This window comes from Myxococcus sp. AM011 (assembly GCF_013372595.1).
Classification (GTDB): domain Bacteria; phylum Myxococcota; class Myxococcia; order Myxococcales; family Myxococcaceae; genus Myxococcus; species Myxococcus eversor.
This window is the reverse complement of record NZ_JABXEM010000122.1, coordinates 1-16,930: the sequence shown is the minus strand read 5'-3', so window position 1 is coordinate 16,930 and position 16,930 is coordinate 1. Positions and strand designations below refer to the sequence as shown.

The window sequence follows — 16,930 nt, the reverse complement described above, 5'->3', positions numbered from 1 at the left end:
TCAGTCCTCGATGATGCGCGGGAACAGCACGAAGCCTACGCCCCAGTAAATCAGATTGAAGCCCAGCAAAAGCCCCAGCCATGAGCCCAACTGATTCATGGGGTCGCCCTGGAGAACGAGCGAGGTCGCCTTGGCCAGGGACAGCAGGGCAGGGATGACCAGCGGGAACAATAGCAGAGGGAGGAGGACATCCCGCGCCCGGGCATTGCTGGAAATGGCGGCATACACCGTCCCCGGTGCACTGAGGGCCAGGCTGCCGAGTAGCAGAACTGTTCCCAGGTCCACGAAGCCGGTGGCGACCTTGACGCCGTAGAGGGCCACCATGACGGGCAGCAGCACGACGCCCAGGGCGATCAGCAGGAGGGTGTTGCCCAGGGCCTTGGACAGGTAGATGGCGCGCGGGTCCGCGGGGGCCAGTCGGATGCCGTCCAGGCAGGCGTTCTCGGACTCGACGCGGAAGGACTCGCCCATGGCCAGCACGCTGGCGAAGAGGATGGCGAGCCAGAAGTAGCCGCCCGCGTTCTTCTCCAACTGGCGCGTGTCCGGCCCCAGCGCGAAGGAGAACATCAGGAGCGTGGCCAGCGCGAAGAAGATGATGGCGTTGAGGCGCGCGCGCGTGCGCCACTCGATGAGCAGGTCCTTGCGCAACAGGGCCAGCGTGGCGCCGATGAGGCCGATGGGCCGTGGACGGGACGTGCTCACGCGTCCACCGCCCGGCCGTCCTGGAGGTGCAGGCGCTCCTCGCACAGCGACATGCCCTGCTCCACCAGGTGCGTGGCCAGCACCACCGTGACGCCGCCCGCCTTCAGCTCCGCGATGAAGCCCTCCATGTCGCGGATGCCGGCGGGATCCAACTCACCGAAGGGCTCGTCCAGGAGCGCGAGGTCGGGGGCCTTGAGCAGGAGCCGGGCGATGGCCAGGCGCTTGCGCATGCCCGCGCTGAAGCCACGCACCGGGTTGTCCGAGCGCTTCTCCAGGCCCACGCGCGCGAGCAGCGCGCTGGCGCCGTCCTTGGGCGAGGGGTGGCCCAACAGGCGCGCCAGCACGGTGAGGTTCTGGTGCGCGGTGAGGTCCTCATAGAGGAAGCTCGCGTGGGACAGGAGCGCCACGTCGCGCCGCACCGAGTCCCGGTCCGCCACGGCGTCGCGTCCCAGCACCTCCACCCGTCCGGCGGTGGGGCTCAGCGCGGTGGCCAACAGGCGCAGCAGGGTCGTCTTGCCGGAGCCGTTGTGGCCGGTGAGCAGCAGCGAGCGTCCAGGAGGGAGCGCGTAGGTCAGACGCGCCAGCGCCCAGCGGCGCCCGTAACGCTTGCTGACGTCGTGCAACGCGAGCGCGGGGAGGGAAGGCATCGGGAAGCCGGTTCGTAGCCGGAATCCCGACTGTCATCCAGTGAAACCCGGGTGGCTGGCCGGGCAGGGACGGAGCGGGCCTGAAGACAGGAAAGTTTTTCCAATGGGTGGGGCATCGTGTGCCCGTGGGGGCCGTCGATTTTCCACCGTGCGTCGTGTCCACCGGTGGCCATGTGTCCCGTACCGCCGGGATCCCCCTCTGAAGAGAGGGTTTCGTCCAGGATTCAGGTGTGGCATCCCGCCTGCAATACCCCCCGCGCGAGTTGGGGAGTTCCCGTTGAGGAACATGGGCCAGAGGAAGCTTTTCCGCGGAGGGGCGTGATGGCGACGGCGAGGGTCTTGCGGAGGGCGGTCAAGGCGGCGGCCGCTGGCGTGCTGCACTACAGTGGAATGCGCAGGGCGATGGCGGCTTATCGGAGGGTGCAGTCGGGAGGCCGGCGCATCCTCATCGTGAGCTATCACCGCGTGGTGAGCGACTTCACGGGGGAGCTGCAGCGCTCCATTCCCGGGTTGCTCATCAGCCAGGAGACGTTCCGGCGGCATCTCGAGGAGGCCTCGGCGGCCGGCTTCGAGCTGGCGTCGATTGGCGACGCGGTGGATGTGATGTCGGGGCGGAGGGTGACGAAGAAGGACCTGTGCGTCATCACCTTCGACGATGGCTACCGGGACGTGTACCGGTACGCGTACCCCATCCTGAAGCAGATGGGAGTGCCGGCCATCACCTACCTGCCGACGGCGTTCATCGGCACGAAGCGGCGGTTCAATCATGACCGCCTGTTCCACCTGCTGCGCCGGGCGCAGGAGCGGCATTACCACCCGGTATACGCGGCGCTGCCGGAGGCGTCGATGGAACTGCTCGGCCCCATCCTCTCCGGACAGAAGACGGTGTCGGCCGCGCTCGACGACTTCATCGGAGAGCACCCCACGCGGGTGCTGACGTCCATCATCGACGCGCTGGAGCAGCAGCTCGGCGGTGGGCAGGACCTGGTGCCGGAGCAGGGCGACGTCATGAACTGGGACGAGGTGCGCCGCATGGCGCGCGACGGCTTCGAGTTCGGCGCGCACACGCTGGGGCACACGGTGCTGACGCTGGAGCCGCAGGCGGTGGTGGAGCAGGAGATCCTCGAGTCCAAGCGGACCATCGAAGCGGAGGTCGGCATCCAGGTGCGCGACTTCGCGTACTGCAACGGGTGGTACTCGGACGAGGTCATCCGCGTGCTGGCGTCGCACGGCTTCCGCTCGGGTGTCACGACGGAGGACCTGCCCAACCGGATTGGCGGAGACCCGTTCACCCTCAAGCGCAAGGTGCTCTGGGAGAACTTCAGCCTGGGCATGTTGGGCGACTACTCGTCGCCGCTCACCGGGTGCCAGTTGGATGATTGCTTCGGGCTGCTCGGCATGAGCCATCCGGTGCCAGGCAGGAGGACCCACTCTTTTCGTGAGGGCCTGCTGGGCAACGTGCTGGCGACGCCAACGGGGGCGCCCTTGAAGGAGGCTCCGTGAGCGGAGGTGCCTCGTCGGCCGCGTCCGGGAGCTCGTTCCTCGGACGCGCCGGCCCCCTGGTGTTGGCCCGGCTGTTCACCGCCGGGCTGACGCTGTCCATTCCACTCGTGCTTGCCCGGGTCCTGCATCTGGACGAGTACGGTACTTATTACCAGCTCTTCCTCATCGCCACGACGCTGTATTACGTGCTGCCTTTTGGCGTGGTGCAGAGCCTGTATTACTTCCTGCCCCGCACCAGCGAGAAGCGGCCGTACCTGGGACAGACGCTGTTGTTCATGTCCGGGGCGGGCCTGGTCGGCGCGTTGCTTGTGTATGTCCTGCTGGGCCCGGTGGCGGCGTGGTTCTCCAACCCGGCGCTGCTCGAGTACCGGTTGTCGCTCGCGGCGTACACCGCGTTCCTGTTGGGCAGCTTCCCGCTGGAGGTGTCGCTCACGGCGCAGGGGCGCACGCGCGCGTCGGCGGGGGTGTATCTGATTTCGGACGCGGTGCGCGCGGCGGTGATGGTGGTGCCGCCGCTGTTGGGCGCCTCGCTGCATGGGATGATGGTGGCGGTGGCGGTCTTCGCGGCGCTGCGGTTCGTGGCGACGTGGGTCGTCTCTCTGCGCGGTGTCACCGGGCCGCTGGCGTCCGGGCCGCTCTTCCGTGCGCAGCTCGCCTACGCGGCGCCGTTCGGCGCGGCCATGCTGCTGGCCATTCCTCAACAGAACGCTCACCTGTACGCGGTGGCGGGCGCGGTGGCTCCGGCCCTGTATGCGTTGTACCGGGTGGGCTGCTTCCAGCTTCCGGTGGTGGATCTGCTCTACACGCCCACCAGCGAGGTGCTGATGGTGCGCCTGGGTGAGCTGGAGCGCGAGGGCCGCCTGGAGGAGGGCGTGGAGGCGTTCCGCGAGGCGGCCGGGAAGCTGGCGTATGTCTTTCTTCCGTTCGCGGCGTTCCTCTTCGCGGCGGCGCCGGAGTTCATCGGGGCGATGTTCGGCGAGAAGTTCCTTCCGGCGGTGCCGGTCTTCCGCGTCAGCGTGTTGGGCGTGGTGCTCTCCATCCTCCCCATGGACGGGACGCTCAGGGCTCGCGGGCTGACCCGGGCCATCTTCGTCTCCTATGCGGTGAAGGCGGCGGTGACGGTGCCGCTGGTCATCCTCGGGGTGAAGCACCTGGGGTTGATGGGCGGCATTGGCTCCTGGGCGGTGGCGGAGGTGGTGGGCAAGGCGATGTTGCTCGTGCGCGTGCCCGCGGCGCTGTCCACTCCGCGACGTCAGCTCCGGCTGGTGGACATCATTCCCTGGCAGGCGCTGGGGCGCTCCTCGGTGGCCGCGGTGGCGGCGGGCCTGGCGGTGTTCCTCTTGAGGGCGGGCGCGCAGGGCGCCTGGATGCAATTGCCCACGGGCTTCTTCTGGCGGGTGTTGCCGCTGGCGGTGGCCGGGGTGCTGTTCGTCGTGGGCTACGTGGGGGTGCTGTACGCCGCGGGCGTCCGGCCGCTCACGGTGCTCGCGGGGCTGCGGCCCCGCAGGACTGTCTGAAGAAAACAGGGGGGCGCCCGAGGGCCTACTTCCCACTTGGGAAGGCGGTACCTAGGTTCCTCCCCGTCGCGCGGTTGGGTCAGGGAGGCGTGGATGGGTGTCGATGCGATGACGTTGTACCGGGTGGCTCGCGGCCTGCGGTTGAAGGGAGTTCCCTTGCTCCCTGCCTTGCTACGGAAAGCCATCTACTACCTCCACAGCTCGTACGTTCCGGACGAGGCCGACATCGGCGAGGGGACGCAGTTGGGGTACGGCGGCATCGGCGTCGTCATCCACAAGGCGGCGAAGATTGGCCGGCACTGCCTCATCTCCCAGCAGGTGACGATTGGCGGGCGCTCGGGACTCGAGGGTGCTCCCATGATTGGTGACTACGTGCGGGTTGGCGCGGGCGCCAAGATTCTCGGCAACATCCAGATTGGCGACTTCGCCGTCATCGGGGCCAATGCCGTGGTGCTGAAGGACGTGGCGCCGGGCACCGTCGTGGCTGGCATTCCGGCGCGGGTCATCCGGCAGGATCCTGATCCGCTCACCACGTATCAGCGGGAGATGGGGCTGTTGCCCCGGCGCTCCTCGCTGACGGCGGTGCCTCCCTCGGCGTCCGTACCGCGATAGGGCTCTTCAATGCGCGTGCTCCTGGTTGGCGACCATCCGCCGCCTTTCGGTGGCGTGGCGATTCACGTTCAACAACTTCACCGCTTCCTGCGCAGCCGTGGGGTCGAAGCGAAGGTGCTGGATATCGGAAAGGGCGGCCGGCCGGTTCCGGACGTCCTTCCGATGCGAAGCCCCGCGCACTTCGGCCTCAGGCTGACCGGGTTTCTCGTCTCGGGGTGGACGGTGCATGTCCACACCAGCGGGAACAACCCCAAGGCCTGGCTGCTCGCGGCGGCGGTGGGCAGTCTGCCGGGGGCGCGTGCCCCCCGCTTCATCACCCTGCACTCCGGGCTGTTGCCGGACTACCTCGCGGCGGCGCCGAGTCGGCGGGCCTTCGCGCGGGTGGCGCTGGCGGGCTACTCGCGCATCATCGCGGTGTCCGCGGCGGTGCGCGACGCGCTCGTGTCGTGCGGTATCTCCGAGGAGAGAGTCCTCGTCCACCCGGCCTTCTGCGCCTCCCAGGTGCAGGCGGGCCCGGTGCCCGTGCGAGTCGAGGCCGCGCGTGCTCGCCGCCGTCCGTTGGTGGTGATGGCACACCATCCGTCACCGGTGTACGGGCGCAAGCTCGCGTTCCGGGCGGTGCGTCAGTTGTTGGAGTCGCGTCCCGGCGTGGGCCTGGCGTTGTTCGGTCCGGGCACGGACTCCGAGGACTTCATCCGCGACGCGCGGGAGCTGGGTGTGGCGGGTTCGCTGGAGCCGCTGGGCGAGCTGGAACATCCGGCCGCGCTGGGGCTCATCGCCCGGAGCGACGTCTTCCTTCGTCCTACGACGCATGACGGAGACTCCATCTCCGTGCGCGAGGCGCTGGCCCTGGGCGTGCCCTGCGTGGCCAGCGACGTGTGTGAGCGGCCGGAGGGGACTCGGCTGTTCCACGCGGGAGACGCGGCGTCGCTCGCCGCGGGCATTCGCGACGCGGTGGAGGCGGGGCCCGCGCGCGTGGCCTCTCCGGATGTGGGGCCCGTGCTGATGGACCTCTACGCGGCCTTGTCACCCCGTCGGCCATCGCCGGCCCAGCCGGTGCCGGCGACGTGAGCTTCGTTCCAAACCTTGCTCGCGGGGACACCGCGAGGTTGTTCGACACAGGAGAGAAGAGAGATGCGGCGCAGTGAAGACTTGGATTTGACGCGCCGGGCCCTCCGGGGGCGCGACCTGGTGGTGTTCTCCAACGACTGGGATGGGGACCCGCTGTCGAAGGTCCACATCATGCGGATCCTCTCCCGGGACAACCGCATCCTCTGGGTGAACAGCATCGGCAACCGTGCGCCGAAGGCGAACGCGCACGACGTGAAGCGCATCTTCGGAAAGCTGGAGCGCTTCACGAAGGGCCTGCGCGAGGTGGAGCCCAACCTCCACGTCCTGTCGCCGCTGGCGATTCCCTTCTACGGCAATGAGATGGTGCGCGGGGCGAACCGCGAGCTGCTGCGGCTTCAGGTTCGCCGGGCGATGAAGCAACTGGGCTTCCAGCGCCCCATCTCCTGGAGCTTCCTGCCCGCGTCCGCGCCCGTGTCGGGCACGCTGGGCGAGGAGTTCGTCGTCTACCACTGCGTGGACGAGTTCTCCGCCTTCGCGGACACCAACGGCCGTCACATCGCGGAGCTGGAGGACCGGCTGCTGCGTCGCGCGGACATCTGCATCACCTCCGCGGAGCGCCTGCGGGAGAACAAGTCCCGCGTCAACCCGCGCACGGTGCTGGTGCGTCACGGCACGGACTTCCGCCACTTCGTGAAGGCGTGCGACACCACCACGCGCATCCCCGAGGACATCGCGAGCCTGCCCAAGCCCGTCATCGGCTTCTTCGGCCTGGTGGCGGACTGGGTGGACCAGGAAGCCATCATCGCCACCGCGCGAGCCCATCCGGAAGGCTCGGTGGTCGTCATCGGCAAGACGACGCCGGACTGCGACGATTCGAAGCTGCGGGCCGAGCCCAACATCCACATGCTGGGCCGCAAGTCCTACGCGGACCTGCCGGGCTACAGCCGGGCCTTCGATGTGGCGCTGATGCCGTTCAAGATCAGCGAGCTGACGTTGAACGCCAACCCGCTCAAGGTGCGCGAGTACCTGGCCTCCGGGCTGCCGGTGGTGTCCACGGACCTGCCGGAGGTTCGCAAGGTGGGGCTGTGCAAGATCGCCACCTCGACGGAGGACTTCGTGAAGAAGGTCGACGAGTGCCTCGCGGAAGGCCCCGGGCCCAACCGCGAGCGCGCCGAGAAGATCTTCAACGAGAGCTGGGATGCGCGGGTGGAGGAGATTCGCCACCACGTGGGCTCGGCGATGCTGGCCGCGGGCAAGACGCTCTAGGTCGAACGATTCGAAGCACGCGGCGGTGAGGGGCTCGGCTGTGGAGCCCGTCATCGCCGCGCGTGCGCTCACGTCCGGATGACGGACTCCCGGCCTGTCACGGCGCGCTCCAGGTGCGCGTAGAGACGGGCCACGCGCGCGTAGTCCGCTGGCCGGATGGTGGGCTGTGCCACCAGTCGCGTCAGCTCCGCCTTCGCCTCCAGGTAGCGCGACGCGGGGATTCCGCCGCTCTCCTCGAGCAGTCGCGCGGCTTCCGCGTCGTCCAGGGTCGGGGAGATTCCCAGGCGCTCCTGCAACCGCTGACGAAGCGCTCTGTCCAGCTCTGGAAGCAGGTCCTTCTCCACCTTCGAGCGACGCATGAGCCAGCCCATGCTGCGCACGTACTCGAGGGCGGAGCGGTGTCTCTCCACCAGCACCGGCCTGGGCGCGCCAAAGCGCGTGCCACGCGAGAGGACGTAGACACCTCCCACGGCGAGCACCTGCGCGACGAAGACCCAGATGCCTCGGGACAGAGGAGGAGGGGGCGCGAGTTGATGGTGGTACTCGTCGATGACGAGCGGACCGCGCGCGGCGAGGGCGTTCCAAAGGCGCGCGTTGTCCAGCAGCTCCAGGCGACGATTCTCCAGCAGGTCCGCGCCGGCGAGGACGTAGACCTCGCCCTTGCCGAGCGCGCGCCGCCACACGGCCACCGCGCCGCCGAGTCCCGCGAGGGGCACCGCCTCCGGGTGGTCCATGAGCAGTCCCCGGTCCTGGGACGCGCGCAGGGCCGTCAGTCCCCGGAAGGGGCCCGCGCCCAACCAGATGTCCAGCGTGGTTCCGCCCGCGTCAGCGAGGTCCGTGGCCAGTCCGCGCTCACTCGCGGGCAGCAGCGGCCCTTCCTCGAGCCGAAGCCACGTCTCCAGCGCGGCCTGGTGCATGCCCAGCTCGCGCGTGGACAGGTACACCAGGGTGCCGCCCTCCTGGACGAAGCGCTCCACGGCGTCCACTTCCTCCTGAGTCACGGGCCGGCCCGTGGGGGCCGCGAGCACCAGCGTGCGCGTCCCGGAGGCGAGCGACTCCAGCGAGGTGAGCTGCGTGCTCACTGCGCGGCCGCCCTCGCGAAGGAACAGGTAGAGCGCGCGTGCGCCCTGGGGGCCCGGGTTGTCCACGGAGGGGACGGGCGAGTCGGGGGCCTCCTGGCGGGTGGACAGCCCCATCGCGAGCGCGAGCGCGATGAGCAGGCCGAAGACGGCGACGGTTCGCGCGTTCTTCATGAGGAGAGTTCCCTCGTCGCGAGAGTGCCGGCCGTGACACCGTGAGGCAACGCGTGCCTCATGCAGTGCTCTCTGTGCCCAACGTCTCGTGGATGCGTTCTCGTGGAGGCGTTTCCCATGACGCCACGAGGCCGTACGCGCCTCATGCCGCGACCTCCGTGCCCAGCGTCCCGTGGAGTCGCTCCACCGCCTCGACGAACCGCGTGGCCTCCGCCTCCGGAACCGGTGTCAGCGAATAGAAGGCGCGGTCGTACCAGGACATCAGTCGCTCGACTTCGCGAGTGACGGAAGCGGGAGCTCCGCGCGAAGGCAGTTCCGCCGCCAGCTCGCGGTTGGTCTTCACCCGGTCTGGTCGAGCCAGCCGGCGCTCCTCCAGCGAGGACAGGAGGCCCAGCAAGGCCTCGCGAATCGCCTCGCGCGCGTCCGAGGCAAGCGCCGTGCGAGCGCGCTTCAGGTGCTCTGGCGGAGCGTCCAGCACCAGCGGCGCGCCAGCGTCGGAGGCCCCCGGAGTTACGTTGCTTCCGCGCAGGCGCAGGGAGCGCAGCTTCAGCGCGCCCCACAGCACCAGTGCTATCGCGAACCCGAGCATCACCGCGCGCGTCGCCACCGCGAAGCCCTGCGCCTCACGCGACTCGAACAGGCCCTCCAGCCACGCCTCCAGCTTGCGAAGCAGTTGCTTCACGACGTCGCCGTGGCGCTGTCGGGCGCGGGAGAACTCAGGCCTGTCGAGCACTGCCGTGAGGCGCTCGCGCTCCTCTCCAGACAGGTCCTCCACGTCCTCCTTCGACGCGGCCTCCTGTTGCTCCAGCGCGCAGGCCTGCTCCAGGAAGTCCGCCACCTGTCGGGCCCGCTCGGGCGGTTTGGCGTCCTTCTTCGAGGGGGGCAGGGGCATGCCGCCCAGGCGCCGCCCCAGCTCCGCCACGGCCGGGGCCAGCTCCGAGGGGCGGGCCTGGGCCGTCTCCTCCAGGGCGCGAGTGGTGGCCTCACGCTCGTCGCAAGGCAGGGAGGCCAGCAGCAGCAACAGGGGCAGGCTTGTCACGGAAGAACTCGACGTCAGGCCGCGAGAGGCGACGACGGCTCCGCACCCAGCCGCTGCTCCAAGTCCAAGGCCTCCCGCCGCACGCGCAGGTCCAGGTAGAAGAACGAGCAGACGACGAAGTTGACCGGAGAGAAGAAGGCCTGCGCGGCCACCTGGAGGATCTCCACGGGCACCAGCAGGAGCTGCGGCGTGCGCGCCATGGTGTCCGCCGCGAAGGGGTTTCCATAGGGCATCATCACCAGCCACGAAGGGATGCCGAAGAGCAGGTGCACCGAGAAGAGGATGAGGCTCACCACGGTGAAGAGAATCATCCCTCGCACCATCACCCGTCCCAGGAAGCCCGGCTCCACGCGCCCCGACAGCATCGCGCCCGAGCGCTTGAACGCGCCCCACGCCCCCAGGTCCTCCATGGCGAGCGCGGGAGGAAGCAGCAGGAAGCGAAGGAAGTACCAGAGGATGGCCCCGAGCAACCCCAAGGCCAGCAGCAGTCCGCCCACCACCAGCAGCACGATGCCCAGCACCTTCGAGTCCATGGCCGTGGCGACACCACCCGCCACCATCAGCACGGTGCCGGGGATGCTCGCCACCAGCGTCACCAGCGTCGACCACCCGAGCGACAGGAGGAAGGCCCCCGTCACCGCGCCCACCTTGGACAGGCTCCGGCGCAGGCTGTCCGCCGGGCTCACGGGCGTGCCGAGCTGCGCGGACAGCACGTAGCGGGCGCTCGCCACCATGGCCAGCCAGTAGCTCCAGATGAGGAACGTGAACAGCCCGCACCAGAGCACCAGTGACAGGCTCGCCTGTCCCATCATCTCCAGCGGCGCTTCCTTGGCGACGGCGTCCTTGTCCGTCACGTAGAGCATGGGCGTCAGCCAGCGCGTCAACTGGAGCGTCGCCTTGGTCGCGATGTAGTTGACCAGGGCGTAGCCGAGGCTCAGCACGAAGAGGGGCTTGAGGTGGCCGCGCCAGAAGGTGACGGAGCGGTCAATCAGCTCGCCCAGGGCAAGGGGGCGCAGCTCGGGGACGGAGGGAGTCGGAGTCACGGGACGCGCAGCATAGCCCGGGGCGCGCATGCGGCCAGCAGTGCTCGCGCAGCCCGGGCCGGGTCCTCCGCCTCCAGCACGGCGGAGATGACGGCGAAGCCCGCCGCGCCGGTGAGCCTGCTCGCCCTCTCCGCGGTGATTCCTCCGAGCGCGAGTGCGGGGCAGGGCAGGTGCGCGGCCAGCGCGGCGAAGCCCTCTGGGCCGAGCGTCGTCCGGGTGTCCCCGGGCTTGGAGCCAGGAGCGAACACAGGGCTCACCAAAGCGAGGTCCGCGCCGAGCGCCGCCCGGGCCTCGCGCGTGTCATGGACGGCCACGCTGACGAGCCGTCCGGCGGGCAGGTGAGGGCGGACGTCCTCGGCCGTAGGGCCGTCCGAGGGCAGATGCAGATGCGCGCCCACGAGGAGGGCGACGTCCAGCCGGCCGTTGACGAACAGCGGATTGCCTCGGGACTGGCAGAGCGCGGCGAGGACCCGCGCGTCCTCGAGGAATCGGCGCCCGGTGGCCGCTGGATGGCGGTGCTGGACGGCGACGTCGGGCCCCGCCTCGAGCGCGCGGGAGAGCGCGCCGAGGAGTTGCTCGCGGGGCAGGCGCCAGTCGGTGATGACGACGAGCCGGGGGAGGGCGGGCGTCACCGGAAGGGGCATGGTGCTACTGGACGATGCCTTCGAGCGGGCTGGACGCGGAGCCGTAGGCCTTCCGGGGGATGCGGCCGGCGAGGTACGCGTCCCGGCCCGCCTCCACGGCCTTCTTCATGGCGACGGCCATGCGCACCGGGTCCTGTGCGCCGGCGATGGCGGTGTTCATCAACACGGCGTCCACGCCCAGTTCCATGGCGATGGCCGCGTCGGACGCGGTGCCGACTCCGGCGTCGACGATGACGGGCACCTTCACCGTCTCCAGGATGAGCCGGAGGTTGTGAGGGTTGCGGATGCCCAGACCGCTGCCGATGGGGGCGCCCAGCGGCATCACCGCCGCGCAGCCCGCGTCCTCCAGCTTGCGCGCGGTGATGGGGTCATCGCTGGTGTAGGGCAGCACGGTGAAGCCCTCCTTCACCAGGATGCGGGCCGCCTTCACCGTCTCCTCGACGTCCGGGTAGAGCGTCTTCTCGTCGCCGAGGACCTCCAGCTTGACCCACTTGCTCATGCCCAGCTCCTCCGCGAGCCGGCAGGTGCGCACCGCGTCGTCGGCCGTGTAGCAGAGGGCGGTGTTGGGCAAGAGGCGCAGCTTTTCGCGGTCGATCCAGCGCATGAGCGAGGCCTCGCCCGTGGCCTTCAAGTCCAGCCGGCGCACGGCCACGGTGACCATCTCCGTGCCGGAGGACTCGTGGCAGCGCTTCATCACTTCGTGGCTGGGGTACTTCCCCGTCCCGAGGATGAGGCGGGAGGTGAAGGTCACCCCCGCGATGGTGAAGGGCTTGTCCTGGATGCTCATGGCCATCTCCTCGCTACCCGCCGCCGACGAAGGTGACGATCTCCACTCGGTCCCCGGGCTGGAGGTGATGCTCGGGGTGGCGGGCGCGGCGCACCACCTCGGCGTTCACTTCCACTGCCACGCCCGGACCGCCGACTCGCAGCGATTCCAGCAGCGCCGAGAGGGTGATGGCCTCCGGCACCTCGCGCGTTTCTCCGTTGACCCAGACCTGCACGGCGTCACGGCTCCTTGCGATGGGGACCCGGGGACGCACTACAGGGGGCCCTACCGTGCTGTCAACGCACACTCCGCCAGTACGTTCGCCATCGTCACCGGTATACTCGACGCCATGCTCATGGCTCCCAGCAGGCTTGTCTCCATCGCGCTCGTCGTCGCGCTCGGGCTGCCCCTCACCGCGCTGGCGGACGAACCGGTCGCCACGCTGGACGCTCCCGTCCGAGCGCCGACGCCCGTGCTCCACGGCCATCGTTATGCCTTCGTCGCCGGCGGCGTGCTCGCCCTGGGCGGACTGGGGTTGGGCTTCTTCGCGCAGGGCGAGGCCAAGCGCGCGCAGAGCCTGTCGTCGGCGCGCGATGCCAGCGAGACGTTGGACCGGGCCCGCTCGGCCTCTACCGCCGCGAACTTGATGTACGCCGCCGCGGGAGCCGCGGTGCTGTACGGTCTGGTGTTGGAGCTGCTGCCCGACGAGGCCGCCGAAAAGGCGAGCCTCACCTACCACTTCTGAACGAGCCCCCCGTGGCCCTCCGCTCTCCTGTCCCCCTCCTGGCCTGCGGCGCCGTACTCGCCGCCGTGGCCTGCTCCCTCAACGTGGATGACCTCGCCGGCAAGGTCTGCACGGACAACTCCGAGTGTCCCGCCGCCTATGCCTGCACCGCGCTGGGCGCCGATGGTGAGCGCACGTGCGAGGTCATCTACCCGCCGCACTACACGCAGGCCGACGGCGGCGGCGTGGATGCGGGGCCGGTGCCCACGTACTGCAAGGACATCCAGCCCATCCTCGCCGCCACGTGCGTGAGCTCCTGCCATGGCGAGGACACCAGTGGGAGCAGTCAGCCGTCGTTCCGGTTGGACTACTACGAGCCGACGGGCAACGGCCTCCCCGGCGCGCGAGCCAAGGCGCTGCGCATCCGGGTGCGCGCGTCGGACCTGAAGGACATGCCTCCCGCCGGCAGCCCGGCTCCCTCCGCGGAAGAGCGCGCGCTGATTGCACGCTGGGTCACCGGGGGCGCTCCGCTTTGCGACGCTCCGGCCGACGCCGGGCCCTGAAGTCTCCGTCGTACCCCCTCGCTTTCAGGTTCCAGGTTCCAGGACGAGCCCCATCATGAAGAAACTCCTCGCGAGCGCGGCCGGCGTCGTTGCGTTCACCGTGGCCTGCACCATCGACGTGGCGGACTTCACCGGCAAGACGTGCGAGACGGCCAGCGACTGTCCCGACACGCACACCTGCGTCGCGGTGCGACAGGGACAGGGCCGGACGTGCGAGGTGCTGGGGCTGCCCGGCATTCCCGACGCGGGGGATGTCGACGCGGGGCCGGTGCCCACGTACTGCGACGACGTGCAGCCCATCCTCGCCGCCAGTTGTGTGAGCAAGTGCCACGGCGCCGATACCAGCGACAGCGCGCAGACCTCGTTCCGGCTGGACTACTACGCCCCCGCGGATGGTGGAGCGGACGGCGGGGGACTGCCGGGCGCTTTCGCGAAGGCTTCGCGAATTCGCGTGCGCACGTCCGTGTTGCAGGACATGCCGCCCGAGGTCAGCGTCGTCCCGCAACCCACCGCCGCTCAGCGCGCCATCATCGCGCGATGGGTGGAGGGTGGAGCGCCCTTCTGCGGCGACGCGGGCAGCGACGCGTCGGATGGTGGCACCGCTGACGGTGGCCGCGGGGATGGTGGAGCCGACGCCGGGCCGTGATCGCGCGAGGTGGGAATGAAGCGTGCCTGCCTGGGCACCTTCGTTCCCCGCGCGGGCTAGTACCGGGGATTGTTCCCACGGAGAGCGGCCGGGCGACCGGGGCCCTCGTGCGTAGATCGACGCCCCTGTGTCTTCCAAACGCTTCGCGCAAGCCCTGTGCAAGTGCGAGAGGAGCGCTCACTTTCTGCCCAACACCGGGAGACATGCTCTCCCGCAAGCCTACCGAAAGGGGCGGAACAAAATGCGCAAGCTCATGATGGCGGTCGGTGCGGTTGCGGCTCTGGCGATGGTTTCCGGTTGCAGCAAGCGGGACAACGTCGCGGAGCAGCAGCAGGACGTCGCGGAGGCGCAGACGGAGGCTCGCCAGGAGACGGCGCAGGCCCGTCAGGAGGAGCAGCGGGACATCGCTGACACGCAGCGCAACGCGCAGGAAGACATCGCGGAGACGCATCGCGAGGCGAACAAGGAGATCGCCAGCGCCCAGGAGGACGTCCGCGATGAGCAGAACGACCTGGCCGAGGCGCAGCGCGACTTGAACGAGGACCTGGCCACGGGCGGCTCCGGCGCGGCGGGGGCCACCATGGCCGCCACCAGCGTCCAGGGCCGCGTGCTCTCCACCAGCGGTGACTCGCTGACCCTGGTGGACACCACCAACAACCGTCAGCTCAAGCTGAAGACCAACGACCAGAGCCGCATCCTCCAGGACAACCGCGCCGTGAAGGTGAAGGACATCAAGGAGGGTGACCAGGTCCGCGCCTCGTACGTGCTGGACGGCAAGGACATGGTGGTCCGCGAGCTGAGCGTCACCAAGGTCGTGACGCCCACCAACCAGTAGTCCGCCGCTGTTGGCGGTTCGTCTCCCGTAACGGATGGACCTGGGGCGGCTCCTACTTCGGTGGGGGCCGTTCCCTTTTTTCCCTGAATCCATTCCAAGAGGTTGGAAGGGCGTGTCGGACCTGGGTGGTAGGAAGGATGCGTGGGGTTTCCTCACGCCTTCCCAACCTTGGGGAGGACCTTCATACCCTGGAGCAGTCATTCGAAATGGGCACCCACCACCCTGCACAACCCCCTGCCAGACATTTCATCCTCTTCACCACCGGCGCCACGGCGTACGAACTCATCCGGTACCTGGGCGCGCGCGGCTCGGGAGAGCTGCTCATCGCGCGCAGGCACTACCTGGACACGCCAGGAGACCTGGTGCTCATCAAGCGCCTGCAAGACGCGGGCGACGAATTGGGACGGGCGCGGCTTCGCGAGGAGGTCAAACTGTTGATGCGGCTGTCCCATCCGGCCATCGCCCAGGTGTTCCTGGTGCGGGTGCATGAGGGGCTGCCCCACCTCGTCATGGAGTACGTGGAGGGGCAGAGCCTGGAGACGCTGGTCAGCTTCGCGGCGCTGCGGCGGCGGCCGCTCTCGGAGGCGTTCGCCGCCTATGTGGGCGCGGAGGTGGCGGACGCGCTCCACCACGCGCACACGCTGGAGGATGATCGCGGCCGGCCGCTGGGACTCGTCCACCGCGACGTCAGTCCGCGCACGCTGCGGCTGGATGTGAGAGGCCACGTGAAGCTGGCGGACTTCGCCCTGGCCTGGGCCCGGCTACCGGGGCGTGTGGCCACCGAGGCCCACGTCATCCGGGGAGACCTGGCGTACGCCTCTCCGGAGGCGCTGCTGCGTCAGCCGCTGGATGGACGCTCGGACCTGTTCTCGCTGGGCGTGGTGCTGCTGGAGCTGCTCACGGGGTTGCATCTGCTGGACCTGGAGGCGGTGGAGCGCGCGGCGCTGGCGGCCGGTCCGGCTCCGGACGCGGAAACACTCCTGGCGGAGAGCCCGAGCTGGCTGTCAGCGCCCCAGATGGCGGCGCGCATGGCGTGCTTCGCTCCGGAGCACGTGGACCACGCCACGCGCGCCGTGTCCTCGCCCCTGCGGGCCATCCTCGCGCGCCTTCTGCGCCGCGAGCCGGAGGAGCGATTCCAGACGGCGCTGGAGCTGCGGGACTCGCTGCGCGCGGTGCTGGTCGGACGGGGCTACGCATACGGGCCTTCAGAGGCCGCCCGTGAGGCGAATCAGGTGCGTCTGGACGCGCGCTCCCGGAGGCGCTCCGCGGACGTGTTGTCCTCGGACGAGGGGCTCCCCACCGCGTCGGGGCTGGGTGGCGCGTCCATGGCCGGGTCGTGAGCGGGGTGTTGGCGGAGAGCGGGGCGTGGGAAGGGTGCTTGTCTGGCGCGCGCGGACAGGCAGACTGATGCGCCTATGGGCGACGTGAACGAACTTCACCAGCGCTGGTGCATCGCGGACGGGCACGCGGACTCCCTCATGTGGAACCGGGACTTGTGCGCGCGCTCGGACGAAGGGCACGTGGACTTTCCCCGGCTGCGGGAGGCGGGGGTGAAGCTTCAATGCTTCACCATCGTCACCCGGGGCTTTCCGTTCATCGGTGGCTTCCCGGTGTTCGCCGCGTGGCGCGGCTGGCCCCGGGAGGCACGCGCGAGCGAGTGGACTCGCGCCCTCTGGCAGATTGAGCGCATGGAGGAGTTCTGCCGTCGTTCCGAGGACGCGGCGCGCATCACCACGACGGCGTCCCTCCTGGAGGACAACCTCGCCCGGGGGCGGCTGTCCGCGGTGCTGGGCGTGGAGGGCGGGCATGCGATTGAAGGACAGGTGGAGCGGCTGGCGGAGCTGCACCGCCGGGGCGTGCGCTTCATGGGGCTCACGCACCTGTCGAACAATGACCTGGGAGGCTCCTCCTTCCCGATGATGGGCAACCGGGGCCTGACGTCCCTGGGGCATCAGGTGATGGAGGAGATGGCCCGGCTGGGGCTGAGCGTGGACGTGGCGCACGCCTCCGAGCGCACGTTGGAGAATCTCTTCACCCACCCCACGGTGCGGTTCTTCTGTTCGCACACGGGCGTGCGCGCCGCGGGGGGAGGGTGGCGC

General features: G+C 69.5%; 19 protein-coding genes. 11 read left to right on the top strand and 8 right to left on the bottom strand.

Features of this window, described 5'->3' with window-relative positions; all coding sequences use genetic code 11:
- Entirely contained in the window at positions 1–702 is a 702-nt protein-coding gene (locus HUW62_RS24500; protein WP_176435772.1) for a heme exporter protein CcmB, read from the bottom strand.
- Positions 699–1,349 (bottom strand): heme ABC exporter ATP-binding protein CcmA, encoded by a 651-nt coding sequence (gene ccmA, locus HUW62_RS24495; RefSeq protein WP_176435771.1) that lies wholly within the window; start codon positions 1,347–1,349, stop codon positions 699–701. Before ccmA ends, HUW62_RS24500 begins: the two co-directional genes overlap by 4 nt.
- Before the next feature lie 402 nt (positions 1,350–1,751).
- Between ccmA and exoL the strand changes: the two genes are divergently transcribed.
- The 5 genes from exoL to exoP all read left to right on the top strand — a co-directional run bounded on the left by exoL (position 1,752) and on the right by exoP (position 7,318).
- Positions 1,752–2,852, top strand: coding sequence for a spore coat polysaccharide deacetylase ExoL (gene exoL, locus HUW62_RS24490; protein ID WP_338041973.1), 1,101 nt, complete (start codon positions 1,752–1,754; stop codon positions 2,850–2,852).
- Entirely contained in the window at positions 2,849–4,369 is a 1,521-nt protein-coding gene (gene exoM / locus HUW62_RS24485) for a spore coat polysaccharide flippase ExoM (protein ID WP_163870555.1), read from the top strand. The genes exoL and exoM overlap by 4 nt, the downstream gene beginning before the upstream one ends.
- A gap of 93 nt (positions 4,370–4,462) precedes the next feature.
- Complete coding sequence (locus HUW62_RS24480) at positions 4,463–4,981, top strand: serine O-acetyltransferase (RefSeq protein WP_163870554.1); 519 nt, start codon at positions 4,463–4,465, stop codon at positions 4,979–4,981.
- 9 nt (positions 4,982–4,990) lie between these two features.
- Complete coding sequence (locus HUW62_RS24475) at positions 4,991–6,052, top strand: glycosyltransferase family 4 protein (protein ID WP_163870553.1); 1,062 nt, start codon at positions 4,991–4,993, stop codon at positions 6,050–6,052.
- Positions 6,053–6,115: 63 nt separating this feature from the next.
- A complete protein-coding gene (gene exoP / locus HUW62_RS24470) occupies positions 6,116–7,318 on the top strand; it encodes a spore coat polysaccharide biosynthesis glycosyltransferase ExoP (protein WP_163870552.1) in 1,203 nt (400 codons plus the stop codon).
- Between the two features lie 68 nt (positions 7,319–7,386).
- Here exoP and HUW62_RS24465 read toward each other — a convergent pair whose 3' ends face one another.
- The 6 genes from HUW62_RS24465 to thiS all read right to left on the bottom strand — a co-directional run bounded on the left by HUW62_RS24465 (position 7,387) and on the right by thiS (position 12,298).
- Entirely contained in the window at positions 7,387–8,571 is a 1,185-nt protein-coding gene (locus HUW62_RS24465; protein WP_163870551.1) for a DUF4350 domain-containing protein, read from the bottom strand.
- Positions 8,572–8,713: 142 nt separating this feature from the next.
- Entirely contained in the window at positions 8,714–9,610 is an 897-nt protein-coding gene (locus HUW62_RS24460; RefSeq protein WP_163870550.1) for a DUF4129 domain-containing protein, read from the bottom strand.
- Positions 9,611–9,624: 14 nt separating this feature from the next.
- Positions 9,625–10,653 carry a hypothetical protein gene (locus HUW62_RS24455; protein ID WP_176435770.1) on the bottom strand — a complete coding sequence of 343 codons (1,029 nt, stop codon included), beginning with the start codon at positions 10,651–10,653 and terminating at the stop codon, positions 9,625–9,627.
- Positions 10,650–11,297, bottom strand: a complete 648-nt coding sequence (locus HUW62_RS24450; RefSeq protein ID WP_176435769.1) for a thiamine phosphate synthase — start codon at positions 11,295–11,297, stop codon at positions 10,650–10,652. The genes HUW62_RS24455 and HUW62_RS24450 overlap by 4 nt, the downstream gene beginning before the upstream one ends.
- Positions 11,298–11,301: 4 nt before the next feature.
- Entirely contained in the window at positions 11,302–12,090 is a 789-nt protein-coding gene (locus HUW62_RS24445) for a thiazole synthase (protein ID WP_368670473.1), read from the bottom strand.
- Positions 12,091–12,097: 7 nt separating this feature from the next.
- Positions 12,098–12,298: a sulfur carrier protein ThiS gene (thiS, locus tag HUW62_RS24440; RefSeq protein ID WP_163870546.1), complete on the bottom strand. Its 201-nt coding sequence runs from the start codon at positions 12,296–12,298 to the stop codon at positions 12,098–12,100.
- A 120-nt stretch (positions 12,299–12,418) separates the two neighbouring features.
- Between thiS and HUW62_RS24435 the strand changes: the two genes are divergently transcribed.
- The 6 genes from HUW62_RS24435 to HUW62_RS24410 form a co-directional block, all read left to right on the top strand.
- Positions 12,419–12,808 (top strand): hypothetical protein, encoded by a 390-nt coding sequence (locus HUW62_RS24435; RefSeq protein WP_240357117.1) that lies wholly within the window; start codon positions 12,419–12,421, stop codon positions 12,806–12,808.
- Positions 12,809–12,819: 11 nt separating this feature from the next.
- The gene (locus HUW62_RS24430; protein WP_163870544.1) at positions 12,820–13,350 is read left to right on the top strand and encodes a hypothetical protein; all 531 of its coding nucleotides are present in this window, start codon (positions 12,820–12,822) and stop codon (positions 13,348–13,350) included.
- A gap of 55 nt (positions 13,351–13,405) precedes the next feature.
- Positions 13,406–13,996, top strand: a complete 591-nt coding sequence (locus HUW62_RS24425; RefSeq protein WP_163870543.1) for a hypothetical protein — start codon at positions 13,406–13,408, stop codon at positions 13,994–13,996.
- A gap of 286 nt (positions 13,997–14,282) precedes the next feature.
- Complete coding sequence (locus HUW62_RS24420; RefSeq protein ID WP_240357116.1) at positions 14,283–14,831, top strand: hypothetical protein; 549 nt, start codon at positions 14,283–14,285, stop codon at positions 14,829–14,831.
- Positions 14,832–15,037: 206 nt separating this feature from the next.
- Entirely contained in the window at positions 15,038–16,171 is a 1,134-nt protein-coding gene (locus HUW62_RS24415; protein WP_176435768.1) for a serine/threonine-protein kinase, read from the top strand.
- Between the two features lie 75 nt (positions 16,172–16,246).
- Positions 16,247–16,930: dipeptidase (locus HUW62_RS24410; protein WP_176435767.1), on the top strand; the 684-nt coding region annotated here is incomplete at its 3' end.

What these genes read in the sequence shown, in the direction of transcription:
- HUW62_RS24445 (WP_368670473.1), bottom strand. Translation starts at nt 12,090, where the DNA reads ATGGCCATGAGCATCCAGGACAAGCCCTTCACCATCGCGGGGGTGACC.
- exoP (WP_163870552.1), top strand. Translation starts at nt 6,116, where the DNA reads ATGCGGCGCAGTGAAGACTTGGATTTGACGCGCCGGGCCCTCCGGGGG.
- HUW62_RS24480 (WP_163870554.1), top strand. Translation starts at nt 4,463, where the DNA reads ATGGGTGTCGATGCGATGACGTTGTACCGGGTGGCTCGCGGCCTGCGG.
- HUW62_RS24465 (WP_163870551.1), bottom strand. Translation starts at nt 8,571, where the DNA reads ATGAAGAACGCGCGAACCGTCGCCGTCTTCGGCCTGCTCATCGCGCTC.
- HUW62_RS24475 (WP_163870553.1), top strand. Translation starts at nt 4,991, where the DNA reads ATGCGCGTGCTCCTGGTTGGCGACCATCCGCCGCCTTTCGGTGGCGTG.
- HUW62_RS24450 (WP_176435769.1), bottom strand. Translation starts at nt 11,297, where the DNA reads ATGCCCCTTCCGGTGACGCCCGCCCTCCCCCGGCTCGTCGTCATCACC.
- HUW62_RS24420 (WP_240357116.1), top strand. Translation starts at nt 14,283, where the DNA reads ATGGTTTCCGGTTGCAGCAAGCGGGACAACGTCGCGGAGCAGCAGCAG.
- HUW62_RS24425 (WP_163870543.1), top strand. Translation starts at nt 13,406, where the DNA reads ATGAAGAAACTCCTCGCGAGCGCGGCCGGCGTCGTTGCGTTCACCGTG.
- ccmA (WP_176435771.1), bottom strand. Translation starts at nt 1,349, where the DNA reads ATGCCTTCCCTCCCCGCGCTCGCGTTGCACGACGTCAGCAAGCGTTAC.
- exoL (WP_338041973.1), top strand. Translation starts at nt 1,752, where the DNA reads ATGGCGGCTTATCGGAGGGTGCAGTCGGGAGGCCGGCGCATCCTCATC.
- HUW62_RS24435 (WP_240357117.1), top strand. Translation starts at nt 12,419, where the DNA reads ATGGCTCCCAGCAGGCTTGTCTCCATCGCGCTCGTCGTCGCGCTCGGG.
- HUW62_RS24415 (WP_176435768.1), top strand. Translation starts at nt 15,038, where the DNA reads ATGGGCACCCACCACCCTGCACAACCCCCTGCCAGACATTTCATCCTC.